The following is an 11,669-nucleotide window of genomic DNA, read 5'->3' as shown; positions in this document are numbered from 1 at the left end:
CTTTCCTGTTCCGGTCGCCTGTACAACCGCTCCGATCCTGTTTGTTTTGAATCCTTCCTCGATGGCCCGGTAAGCCGCTTCATTATGCGAAAAGAGTTCAATATGTTTTCCCGTTTCCAGACTTCTCAGATAGCTATCATCCGAAACAGTCAGTCCATGCAGTTCAAAGGAAAGTGCCTCCGGCAGATAACCGCCATGAGCCAGGACACGGAACTGGCTACAGCCGCACATTTCCCCGATACGCTGCATTTCAGAATACAGCCCATCCACTTCCGGCAAGCCGACAGGTTCCTTATTCCATACCTCTTTTACAATGAAAGTAACGGAGTCCTCCCTGAAGCCTACCAGCAGACAGCCGGATTCTTCAGTGATAAAATAATGGTAAGAATGATAAAGATCGCAGAGCACAAATAATATGCAAGTTTCAAAAAGACTCTTTCTGTTTTACTTCTTAATCCACACCCTCAGGAGAGACTATAATCGAATATCCAGGACCGTAACCAACACCTTTTTCATTAATCACATAGGCACGGATGTAATAGACACCCGGAGACAAATCACCCAGCGTTGCCGTGAAATCACTATCCGCCTGCACACTATAATCCCAGATGTTCGGTTCACCGACCGTATTCCAACAGAATCCGCATTCACTTATATTCCCGCCACCGTTGTCCAGCACTCTCGAACGGAATGTATACGTTGTAGCATCCAATACTTCTATTTCATCCACAACCGGAACTGTACGCGTATCCAACACCAACGTACGACTATACCCCGTACCTATCTTATTACTCGCATAAGCCCTTATGTAGTAAACACCCGGATACATAGTACCCATAACTGCCATGAAATCATCATCCGCTTCCAACAGATTATCCGAAACATCCGGATATTCATGCGTACTCCAGCAAAAACCATTAGCCGTTATTTTACTGCCTCCCGCATTCAGTATTGAACACTGTATCCGGTTGGTTTCCCAATCAACAATACGAACCCTGTCAAGTACCGGAACCGTCAGCACATGAATCGACACACTCAACTCTTCACCATAACCGACACCTGCTTTATTGACAGCATAGGCACGTATATAGTAAGTACCCGATTCCATTTCTGATATCGTAGCCATAAAATCATCATCAGCCACAACTACATGATCCTCCACCGACGGTTTTCCCGTCATGTTCCAGCAAAAACCTTTTTCCGTTATCTCACTTCCACCATCTGTCACTAATACGGAACGGAACACATTGTTATCCGGATCAATACGTTCCACCGCCCCCACTACCGGCAGCGATATAATATTGACCACCAACTCCTCACTATAACCCACACCATATGTATTCTCGGCAAACGCACGTACATAATAAACCGTATTGGGATTCAGCCCCGACAACACGGCAGTAAACTCTTTGCCCGCTGTCTCCCTCTCATCTGCCACCGTCGGCGTACCAGTCGTATTCCAGCAGAAACCCTTCGATATGATTTCAGCACCTCCGCTGTCTTCCAGTGTAGCACGAAATTCCTTCTTCAATGAATCAGACAACAGGATACTGCCGACCTTAGGAAATGTTTTGCCCGTCTGAATCTTTATTTCCGGACTGTAAGCAAGATACGAACTATCGTTTAATGCAAAAGCACGCAGATAATAGGTCGTGTTCTCTTCCAGGTCCGGAATGGAAACGGAAAACGCAGCCTCCTCACCTTCCGCTTCCAGCTTCCGGTCGTCTACCGTCGGGTTGCCTTCTGTATTCCAGCAGACACCTTTCGATAACAAGTTAGCCCCCGTACCATCTATTCCATCATCTTTCACCCGGAAGGTGAAACGGTTAGCGACCTCCTCGTCCGCCGACAGGTCCGACAACAAAGGCTCACCATACAACAACGTCTTAAAACTACCCGACTGCCCTGTCAGACGATCCGTACCGTTACCCGCATACAAACAATATTCGTACGACGCATCCGCATCCAGTCCTTCCAGCAGCACCTGCATGCCAAATGATAAAGAATCCCGGCATACGACCTCCGAGGCATGATCACGGTCACCCGCCTTCCACCAAAGAAAACCAGTCTCTTTTAACGGTATCTGACTCGTCACGCTCCCTTTCAACCTGACATACGTTCGCCCTATATGCTGCGGTTCCTCCAACTGCATGCCGATCGATATGGCTTCAGGTTCGGCGTCCTTTTCACAACTTCCCAACATCAACACAGCAGGAAGAAAAAACAATATATACTTCAATAGATTCATGGACTCTTCTGTTTTTTCGGTTCATCGATTAAAAAATAACTCCAATTCCCAGATTTCCCTCCAGATATTTAAAGCTGTTCGTTTGCAAACCCAGCGAAAATACCATTGGTCCGGCAGACAGGATTCCTCCGATCTCAGCTTCCACACCCTCCAGGGAATGGTCTTTGTTTTTACCCCACTTGCCTCCCACCGTTTCCCAGACCAGCGTACGTGTGCCGTACCCTACTCCGGCATACAGATAAAACGGTTTCCACAGGCGTTGTACGATCCCCCCTGTGACAGACAAACGGCTTTTTTCCGTCTTCCCCGTGTACCACTGTACCTCACCATCTTCATCCGACATCCCGACATCGTTACATTCGAAATCATCCGAAGGAGTATTGCTGAAACTATATTTCGCTTTTATATATCCCCCCGTGCGTCTCATTGCAGCAACCATCAAACCGTACGACATCTGGGAAGTACGGAACCCCATCACAGGCATCACCATCACCCGGGGCCTTTCAGGCTTTTTACGCGTTGACAATAACTGTACATAGTTTTCCAAACGGGCCTGCATTTGCTGCTCCCGGGAAGACTGCTTTAGCGTATCAACGGACGCATCCTCCGTGTGCTGACCGTAAGCCGTTGATACACAAACCACCCATAACAAGCAGATCAACATTTGTCGAACAATTTTATTCATTTCTTATGTTTTTGAGATTTTTCGTTTCCATAACCATAGCCATATCCATAACCGTACCCATAACCATACCCATAACCGGCACGTTTCATATTGATACCATTCAGTATCACCGCCATATTGCGAAACTTCTCCTGTTTATATAACTTTTCCACTTCCGGTAGCTGACGGCGATCCATCAAACCTGCACGAATCACATAAACCGTCAAGTCAGCCACGCGGTTCACGATCGTGGCATCTGCTACCATACCGGCCGGCACATTGTCCAAAATCACATAATCATAACGCTCACGCAACGTATTTACCAATTCTTCCAAGCGATTGCTCAGAAGTAACTCCGAAGGATTAGGAGGCACAGGACCTGCATGGATTACGTCCAAACGGTCGTTGATGCCCGATGGTGCAATGATCTTATCCACATCATCCACCCTCCCCGACAAATAGTGCGTCAATCCCGCACCAGCGTGGCTGATGCGGGCGCTAAGGGTACCCTTACGAATATCAGTATCGACAAGGATCACCTTTTTATTCGTTAGAACAAAACTCATCGCCAGGTTCATTGATACGAAAGTTTTCCCCGCACCCGGATTTGAAGAGGTAAACATCACCACTTTCAGATCTTTTGCTTTTACACGCATGAATTCCATATTCGTCCGGACAATACGGAATGCCTCCGAGACACCGTCGCGACCGTTCTCATGCACCAGGATTTCACTCTTGTCTTTCCGGTTACGCGAAGGAATCTCACCCAGGAACGGAACAGACAGGTTATCCTCTATATCTTTCCTTGAACGTACCGTCGTGTTCATCGTCAACTGCACCCAAAGAATACCCGAAGGAACCACCATCCCCAACACACAGGCTGCTAAAAGAACCAGCATCGATTTGGGTGCCACTGGTTTCTCGCTACCCTGTGCCGGGTCGATAATACGGGCATTACTCTCCGTGATCGCCTGCGATAAGGCATTCTCTTCCCGCTTGTTCAGAAGGTAAAGGTAAAGTTCCTCCTTGATCTTCTGTTGGCGTTCAACCGACAACACGTACTTTTGCTGAGTCGGGACAGCTGCTATACGACGGGTCGTCTGCACTTCACGTTCACGTATGTTCTTTATTTTTATATTCAAACCTACGATCAGATTGTCTACCGCCCGGATAATTGTCTGCTTCATCGCACCCAGCGAATTGTTCAGGTCCATCACGACCGGATTCCTGTTACTACTGTTACCGATCAACTTGTCGCGTTTTAAGAGCAAGGTATTATATTCCGAAATCTGACTTTCCAAACTTACATCCGAGATACCCGTATTGGCTGGTATCAGGTCGGCCCCCTTATGTGGGTCAGTCAAGTACTCCCGAATATATTTTGCCAGCGTCAACTGGTTCTCCAATCCAAGTCCTTCCTGGCTGTACTGGCTACCTTCCTGCAAATACATACCAGCTTCCGAATGGATATCGGTCAGCTGATTTTCTCTTTTGAAGACCTCGATTTCTGCATCCACATTTCCCAGTTCTTTTTCAATAATAATCAGGCGGTCATTGATAAAATTCGATGTATTGACCATCACCTGATTCTTGTCGCTTATCGCATCCTCGTTGTAAATAGCAATCAGTGTATTCAACACATCCTCCGCACGGGATGCAGAAACGTCCTGCAGTGACAAATTCAAAATGGTAGCTGTTTTACTCGCTAGCACAACCTGCAGAGATTCATTATAATCCAAGGCTACCCGATCCTGGTTGCTTTTAGAAACTGTTATCTCACTCCCATAATAAAGATCCGTATAATACAAACTAGGAGTTACCACTACTTTTCCGATAGGCGTCGATACCGTGTCGTTCAACGCCACAGTCAACGTCTGGTCTTCCAGCACCTGTCCTTCTTCCTCCAGTTCTTCGGAAAAGAAACCCGACAAGCTCACTTCTTTATCTGATACCGGCACTACCGTCAAACCAAATTCAAGGTTTTCATTTGCCTCCGGAAAACGGACCACTACAGGTGAATGACTGTACAACTCCACCGTACGCAACCCTTCACGAATGCTGTAACTGATATCCAGGTCCAGACGTTTGACAACTGATTTCATCAACTGTTTCGATTTAAAGACCAGCAGTTCGTTATCCACACTCCTTTTCATATTGAACATATTCAAATCCTCAAAAACGGCAGCCTCACTGGCTGCGCCGCCTCCTTTCGTATCGTCCTTGATCAATACCGTTGCTGTACGCTGGTAGATTTTCGGTGCCCACCCCAGATAAAGCACCGCTACTGCACAGCAGACCGCCACAGATAACAGGAACCAGTACCAGTTGGCACGTACGACACGATATATATCGATCAGGTTCAACTCATTTTCCTCTTCACGAAGCATATTTGTTTCTTGTTCGGGATTCATCACTCTTATACTCTTTTGTTATTTGAATATTAATACTGCAACCGTGGTCAACAGGGATACGACCGATACCCACACACCCACCGTGTTGTTCTGATTGATGCCACTCTGGCCCGCTTTCGCCTTGTTCGGTTCCACATACACGATATCGTTCTGTTGAAGATAATAGCAGGGCGAATCGAAGATATCCGCCGAACGTAAATCATGGAACAGGATCGTACGTTTACCATTATTCTCACGGATCACCGCCACACGATCGCGACGACCGTAAATCGTAAGGTCACCTGCCATACTTAAAGCCTCCAACAATGTGATACGGTCACCCGATACGGTAAAACTACCCGGCCGGCTAACTTCACCAATGACAGAAACCTTAAAATTCAGAAACTGTACTGTTACGATTGGGTCTTTGATCAAATCCTCGTCCACCAACTGTTTCTTAATCAGTTCCGTTAGCTGCATACGGCTAAGGCCCGAGGCACGGATCTTACCCAAAATCGGGAAATCGACATCACCATAGCGGTCTACCAAATAGCCCAACACACGCTGCTGACCAGTCGTTCCGTTATTTGTGCCTAACTGATAAGTAACCATCGGCATATTAAAAGGTAATGCCAGTTCCGGATCACGGCTGTTCACCATGATTGCCAGCAAATCGTCTTCATGGATGATCGGCTCGTATATCTGTTCGATATTTCCCTGCCTAAAAGGTTCTACATCCTGCATGTAAATAATGTTTTTGGGTGATGCACAAGAGCCCAGTAGCACCACAAGCAAAACTCCTAAAAGTTGTTTGTTCAAATTCATTTTCATATATTATTTGTTTTTGTTGATATTTCAATAAAAAAATTGTTGAATCAAAACTTCCTGAATTCCAACCGGGCATAATCCGATTGCAGGACCAAATGCTTTGATGTTAATTCTTTGACGCCGAAACGTTGCTCCGTTCCGTTCATGCCAAATGGCAATAAATCTTCAACTTTACTGACCGGCATAACTACAAACAATGAATCTCCGGTATATTCCATATTACCGGTCTGACTGGTTACATCAACCTTCATCAGATTGATTGTATGCAAAGCAACACTGTAATAGGCCCGTTCCGGTGTCTCTTCCTCTCCCGACGCATATGCTATTTTCATGATCTGCCAGCGACCATCCAGGTCTCCGTTGATCGGCATTTTTCCGCAGGAACTGACTATCAGGGCCAGCAACACCGCTATTATATATTTTTTCATCGTATCCATCCCGTTTTTCTGATTGTTAGCATTCCACCGGCACTTTTACCCAACATCCCGCCTCTGTCAACACCCAGCGATGCTGTAAAGTCCCAGCCTTTCAACTGATGGGGCGTATAAGTTAATTCTACCAACGCATTTCCATTCTTTTTGATCTCATAAAAAGGTAAGCTATAAGTCCCCCAGTTACGGGTAAACGATAAAAGGATTCGGTATTCCAGGTCGGTACAAGGAGTACCCATGATCCCGAAATGATGTCCTTGCATACGCGAACTTTTAAAACTAATATCACCATCTGTATTATAGATTGGAGACATGACTAGCGGATTACCAATCCCCATTCCCCAATGCTGCCAACCGGCATAGATGTAGTGGTTGTAATAATTATCTGTACCACTCACTTGTTCAGGTATCTCCGATGTATGATCCCAATAGACAGGACCGGACTGGTCTTTCGTTGAGATATATTCGTAAACGAAACTACCGATCACCCGATTCTTGGGAAACGTTATTTCTATTCCTGCCAGACAATCTTTCCAGCCATATTCACCAAACATCTGCGAATGGTCTTCGAAATAATGTTCGTAATAAGGACGGATTGTCCAATTTTTAGGAGCATCCCATGTCAGTGAGAAGTTCCAGCTGCCTAAATGGTTTCCATAGACATTTGTCTGTTCTCCTGTTGGTGTGCTACTATCTCCCCCGCTCGGAATAAACACTTTAAAGAAATCCTTTATCCCGTTCGGCATATCGATCTTCTTGTCCCCAACAAAAGCATTTCCCCCAAACTGGGCAGCCATTTCCAATCCCCCTTCTAAAATCAACGGAAACTTCTCCCGGTTACCGATCTTCACATACAAATCCTTAGAATGATACAGCACATGTTCCGTATGTTTACCTCCCGGAGCCACAAAGTCCTTCTGCCAGCCGTCATCCGTAAACATACCATAAGCGATATGTCCTTTGAAAGCTAACCAACCTTTTGTCCCCGGAACAAGCGTATATTCAGGAATACCGATACGAACCTGCGGAACCGGACGGGCATTTCCCGAGAATGTCAAACCACCGCTACTGAGTAATGGATTATTGAACTCACTATGTCGTTCCTTGCTTCCGATGCTCAACCCCAGGCAACGATATTTCAGATCCGCATACAATTGTTGCACCACAAAAGTCGATGTAAAATTATAAGCTACAGCCAGGTCCGCCCCGAAAGCATACGAGAAAGGTTTATCGTTTTCCAGTTCCCGGAAAACACCTGCACGTAGATACCCGTTATTCTTTTCAATGGACGAAAGTCCCTGTTTATTTGCCGTCAGCCAAAAAGGAGTATGTTTCCCTCCGCTAAAGCTGACGCCGGTTTCCGCCCGATAACTCAGTCCTTTGGTAAACTGAGCATAAGAGTTTAGGGGAAGCAGTAGAATGCCTCCCCAAAGAAGTAAGTTTGATATTGATTTCATTTGTTTTTGATTAGAAAGAATTGAATCATCCCCAAACCGTCCCCGGCCTATCCAGATTCTCCGCCACGTGCCGTAACAGCTCCCGTCGTTCGGCTATATGAACGAGCATTTCCAGTCGTTGCCCGGTCTCATCCGGAGAAGACTGCAACAAAGCCCTCACCGTCTTCCGGATATCCTTCAATATCCGGTTTTCAGTATAAAAGAACAACAAGCGGACCAGATACATCTCCCGGTAATTGGATGCTTCAGGATAAAGAAGCCGGAACGCCTCCACATCCTGCCGGACCATCCCGTCATACTCCGCATGCAACCCGTCCGCCACCCCTCTCAGCACCATCTCCAGGTCAGCTTCCAGATACCCTTCCGCCAGATGGGACAAAATCGTCCGATAGTCCCCATGTTCAAACAACAGGTTATTCGAACGGAGAATCGTATGGATCACCTCCGTAAACAGGCAAAACTCCCCTTTGAAAAAATAATACGTATCCGCATACAAGAGGCAAGCCGACAACAACAACTCTTCCGAATAATGCGGCCTTGTCCGGCAACGGTCGATCAAGGCGACGAACACCTCTCTCCCATGCCGCCGGAACAACGAATCCGGGTCCTCCCCTTCCGGTAAATAAAGAACCTGTATCTCCGAAAAAGCCGTCTCCTGCGACAGCGCAATTTTCCGTGCCGCATCACGCCCCGGCTTATCCCCGTCCAATAACAGACACAGATGGCCGGTATACCGTTTCAACAATTCCACCTGCCCGCCAGTCAGAGCCGTCCCGCATAAAGCGACCGTATTCGTCAAACCCGCCGCGTGCATGGCTATCGCATCCTTATACCCCTCGACCACAAAAACAAAACCTCCACGCACAATCGCCTCCTTCGCCCGGTTCAAAGCATACAAATGATCGCTTTTTTTATACCCGCCGGCTGTTGAAGTATTGATATATTTCGGTTCATCCGGATTACCATCCGCCAACCGGCGGGCAGCAAAAGCAATTAACTGCCCGGCTTCGTCACGGATCGGGAAAATGACACGGTTACGCATCGCATACCACTCCTTCGGTACATTTACAGGAGATTGCCCGACTTCAAAATCCAGGTAAGCAGGCGTCAATTCAGAGTTACCGCAAGCATAAGGCAAAAGGGAGGAAAAAAACTTACAGTTTTTTTCAATTGAAAATTGAGAATTGAAAATTGAAAATTTCTTCTCAGTGGTATTCACAGGAACAGACTCCGCCTTTTTCTTATTAATTTTCAATTTTCCATTTTCAATTTTCAATTTCCCCACCGCCTCCATAAAACTGCAATGTTCCATCTTCTGCACAAAAGCAATCGCATCCCCATGTTCCCCGCAGGCAAAGCAATGAAAAGTTTGTTTCTCTGGATTCACTATAAGTGATGGATGATGATCTTCGTGAAACGGACAAAGCCCCATATAGTTACTCCCCTTCCGTTCCAGCGGCACATACCCCTCGACTACCTCCTTGATGCAGACAGACGACTTCATTTGTTCGATCTCTCTTTTCGTCATGGCTTCTTCCGGTTTGAATAGTTGGAAATAAGCGTATAACTCTCATTGAAACGATAACGAGCCACCCCGACAGAACCGTTACGTACTTTTTTAATCCAGAGTTCACCGACATCCACCAGGCTTTCGCCCGTCACCGGATCATTTTCCACCCCGTTCTTCAGGGGAATATAAACAAAATAGACACAATCGGCGACCTGTTCGATCACCCCCGAGTCACGTAAGTCATGCAGCTCCGGCAAATGAAGTTTGCCATCCCGGTTCACGCTGTTACGGTTCATCTGCGAAAGAAGCAACACAGGAATATTCTCTTCCTGTGCCAATTGCTTCAATGCTTCTACAATCCGTCCGATCGCCTGGTCCACTGTCTCGTTTTTGGAACGTTCCTTTTGTATCAGATGAAGATAATCGATAACCACCAGGTCGCATTTCTTCTTACGCCGTTGCAGTTTCACCTGGGCACGGATATTGGCGACACTGTTTCCCGACGTATGGTCAAAATACAACGGCAGCTTCTTAAAATCTTCCGCCAACCGCTCCATCCTTCCCAGGTCCGCCTGGTTCGCTCCGGAGATACGCAAACGGTTCGCATCTATCCCTGCATAACCGGCAAACAGGCGGTTCAGGGTTTGCAATGCCGTCATCTCCAAACTGAAGAAACAGACATGTTTCCCCGCCATCGCCACATTCATCGCAATATGCATGGCTACAGCCGTCTTACCGTCACCGGGACGTCCGGCTTCCACAGTCAGTTCGCCATTATAGAGTCCGCCGGTCACATAATCGAAAGCCTCGATCCCCGTCAGGATACGCATGCTGTCGGTACCGGTTTCCAGACGTTCGCGGTGCATCTGCAACACCTCCTGTGCCACCGCTCCGATCTGTCGAAGCGGTTTACCGACCGTACAAGTCTCACGCAGCAACAACAACTTCTGTTCCGCCTCTCCGATCAGGTCGGCATAGGAAGTCCCGAAGTCATCCGCCTTCCCCTTCAATCCGCCGAACAACCCCGAAAGTATCCGGAGCATATAACGGCGTTTCACCTCTTCTGCATATTGTTTCAGGTTAGCGGTATGCCGAAGTTGTATCATCCAGTCGTTCAGGACCGCTATCCCGTTAATATCTTTCCAATGTTTTTCATCCAACCGGTGCATCTCCGTATCCACCGTCACAAGATCCGCCCTCTTCCCTTTTTCATACAGCGAACAAGCCGCACTGTAGACAAACGCCAGGTCCGGATGACTGAACATCTCCGGTTTCAATACCGGATAAACTTCTATGATGGCCGACTCTACCGATAAAACGGAACTGATAACCGCCGCTTCTGCTTTTTCAAATGCTTTCATATCCGTCCGTTTTAACAAGTTGAAACATCATCATCCATTTGTCTCCCACCGAATTGCTTTTTGGCAGCTTTCAATTGATCGGCAAGGGTATTCTCCTCGACTTTCGGTTTTTCGGGAGCTGCCGTAAAGTTCACATAACCATTCACCCGGATACGGGTTCCACCGGGAATACGGTTCATAGTAATCAATTTCTTATCCGCCATCTGGCGAAGCAAGCGATTGACCGTCGATACATTGATCCCGCTCAAACGAGCCAGTTGGGCCTGGGTACCGACAAACTCGCCTTTGCGGCAACTTACCATTCGGTCGTTCAATCTAACATGCCCATCTGCATAAAAACAGCCGGCAAATAAAAGCAGATGTAACAATCCCCCTTGCCGGACCGGCAGATTTTCACTAAACAACTGATCCAGGATAAAGCGGGGAACAGTCAGGAATGCACTTCCAAAAATACTGGACGCATTCTTCTCATTTTCAGCACAATAATCTTTCATACCCTATACAAATTAAGTTTGAAATTAATATCAAGATGAAAATGAATTTGCTTCGTGTCTATACCTCTCTGATATTGAGCCTATTAATAGAAGACTTTTCAAGTCGCCCGGGAATGTCCTGAAATTCCTCTTTTAATATAGAATATAAATATTTATAACTAAATAAGGGCCTACGGCCATTTTTTTCAGATTTCAAAGATTAACAACATCCGGTATCATTCACTTTCACCCTACAAAGGTAGAGGGTATGCACCGGACGGCAATTACTAAAATCGCAGCAAAAACA

Annotated in this window: 9 protein-coding genes and 1 pseudogene; all 10 read right to left on the bottom strand. The window is 46.7% G+C overall.

What is annotated here, in order from left to right; genetic code table 11:
* Positions 1-408: pseudogene (locus tag DWW91_RS28200) on the bottom strand (helicase); the annotation flags it as partial.
* A 43-nt stretch (positions 409-451) separates the two neighbouring features.
* On the bottom strand, positions 452-2,248 hold the full coding sequence (locus DWW91_RS23400) for a fibronectin type III domain-containing protein (RefSeq protein WP_046147457.1): 1,797 nt from the start codon (positions 2,246-2,248) through the stop codon (positions 452-454).
* Positions 2,249-2,276: 28 nt separating this feature from the next.
* Positions 2,277-2,933, bottom strand: a complete 657-nt coding sequence (locus DWW91_RS23395) for a hypothetical protein (protein WP_233584564.1) — start codon at positions 2,931-2,933, stop codon at positions 2,277-2,279.
* A complete protein-coding gene (locus DWW91_RS23390) occupies positions 2,930-5,323 on the bottom strand; it encodes a polysaccharide biosynthesis tyrosine autokinase (protein WP_122329075.1) in 2,394 nt (797 codons plus the stop codon). Before DWW91_RS23390 ends, DWW91_RS23395 begins: the two co-directional genes overlap by 4 nt.
* Before the next feature lie 18 nt (positions 5,324-5,341).
* Entirely contained in the window at positions 5,342-6,127 is a 786-nt protein-coding gene (locus tag DWW91_RS23385; RefSeq protein ID WP_122329120.1) for a polysaccharide biosynthesis/export family protein, read from the bottom strand.
* Positions 6,128-6,177: 50 nt separating this feature from the next.
* Positions 6,178-6,567 (bottom strand): lipocalin-like domain-containing protein, encoded by a 390-nt coding sequence (locus tag DWW91_RS23380; protein ID WP_122329074.1) that lies wholly within the window; start codon positions 6,565-6,567, stop codon positions 6,178-6,180.
* Positions 6,555-8,018 carry a capsule assembly Wzi family protein gene (locus tag DWW91_RS23375; protein ID WP_122329073.1) on the bottom strand — a complete coding sequence of 488 codons (1,464 nt, stop codon included), beginning with the start codon at positions 8,016-8,018 and terminating at the stop codon, positions 6,555-6,557. The genes DWW91_RS23380 and DWW91_RS23375 overlap by 13 nt, the downstream gene beginning before the upstream one ends.
* A 25-nt stretch (positions 8,019-8,043) precedes the next feature.
* Positions 8,044-9,546: a DNA primase gene (locus tag DWW91_RS23370; protein ID WP_122329072.1), complete on the bottom strand. Its 1,503-nt coding sequence runs from the start codon at positions 9,544-9,546 to the stop codon at positions 8,044-8,046.
* Positions 9,543-10,889, bottom strand: coding sequence for a DnaB-like helicase C-terminal domain-containing protein (locus tag DWW91_RS23365; protein ID WP_122329119.1), 1,347 nt, complete (start codon positions 10,887-10,889; stop codon positions 9,543-9,545). Before DWW91_RS23365 ends, DWW91_RS23370 begins: the two co-directional genes overlap by 4 nt.
* An 11-nt stretch (positions 10,890-10,900) precedes the next feature.
* The gene (locus DWW91_RS23360; RefSeq protein WP_122329071.1) at positions 10,901-11,383 is read right to left on the bottom strand and encodes a helix-turn-helix domain-containing protein; all 483 of its coding nucleotides are present in this window, start codon (positions 11,381-11,383) and stop codon (positions 10,901-10,903) included.
* Positions 11,384-11,669 lie beyond the last annotated feature (286 nt).

Origin of the sequence: Parabacteroides sp. AF17-3, from assembly GCF_003635445.1 — a bacterium.
In the GTDB taxonomy this organism is placed as follows: Bacteria; Bacteroidota; Bacteroidia; order Bacteroidales; family Tannerellaceae; genus Parabacteroides; species Parabacteroides goldsteinii.
The sequence above is the reverse complement of the archived record's forward strand: the minus strand, read 5'-3'. Positions and strand labels throughout refer to the sequence as shown.

Excerpts from the sequence above, each read along its gene's own strand:
- DWW91_RS23400 (WP_046147457.1), bottom strand. The coding sequence starts at position 2,248 with ATGAATCTATTGAAGTATATATTGTTTTTTCTTCCTGCTGTGTTGATG.
- DWW91_RS23395 (WP_233584564.1), bottom strand. The coding sequence starts at position 2,933 with ATGAATAAAATTGTTCGACAAATGTTGATCTGCTTGTTATGGGTGGTT.
- DWW91_RS23390 (WP_122329075.1), bottom strand. The coding sequence starts at position 5,323 with ATGAATCCCGAACAAGAAACAAATATGCTTCGTGAAGAGGAAAATGAG.
- DWW91_RS23385 (WP_122329120.1), bottom strand. The coding sequence starts at position 6,127 with ATGAATTTGAACAAACAACTTTTAGGAGTTTTGCTTGTGGTGCTACTG.
- DWW91_RS23380 (WP_122329074.1), bottom strand. The coding sequence starts at position 6,567 with ATGGATACGATGAAAAAATATATAATAGCGGTGTTGCTGGCCCTGATA.
- DWW91_RS23375 (WP_122329073.1), bottom strand. The coding sequence starts at position 8,018 with ATGAAATCAATATCAAACTTACTTCTTTGGGGAGGCATTCTACTGCTT.
- DWW91_RS23370 (WP_122329072.1), bottom strand. The coding sequence starts at position 9,546 with ATGACGAAAAGAGAGATCGAACAAATGAAGTCGTCTGTCTGCATCAAG.
- DWW91_RS23365 (WP_122329119.1), bottom strand. The coding sequence starts at position 10,889 with ATGAAAGCATTTGAAAAAGCAGAAGCGGCGGTTATCAGTTCCGTTTTA.
- DWW91_RS23360 (WP_122329071.1), bottom strand. The coding sequence starts at position 11,383 with ATGAAAGATTATTGTGCTGAAAATGAGAAGAATGCGTCCAGTATTTTT.